At 66.8% G+C, this 208-nt stretch carries 1 protein-coding gene; it reads left to right on the top strand.

Annotated features, from left to right (window positions below):
• Window positions 1–10: 10 nt before the first annotated feature.
• A partial coding sequence (locus EXE45_RS21995; RefSeq protein WP_369333775.1) for an NmrA family NAD(P)-binding protein occupies window positions 11–208 on the top strand: 198 nt, incomplete at its 3' end.

The raw sequence follows: 208 nt of genomic DNA, 5'->3' as shown, positions 1-208 counted from the left end.
CGAGTACACCATCATCCGGCCGGTCTTCTTCATGCAGAACTTCGCCCACTTCCACGGGGAGGAGCTCTCGGAGGGGACGCTCTCGATGCCGTTGTCCGGCGACAGGCCGCTCGCGATCGTCGACGCGACGGACATCGGCAAGACCGCCGCAATGGCGCTGGCCGACCCCGAGCGCTTCGTCGGGGAAACCATCGAACTCGCCGGCGAC

The sequence above is a fragment of the Halorubrum sp. SP9 genome (genome assembly GCF_005435015.1).
In the GTDB taxonomy this organism is placed as follows: domain Archaea; phylum Halobacteriota; class Halobacteria; order Halobacteriales; family Haloferacaceae; genus Halorubrum; species Halorubrum sodomense.
The sequence above is the reverse complement of the archived record's forward strand: the minus strand, read 5'-3'. Positions and strand labels throughout refer to the sequence as shown.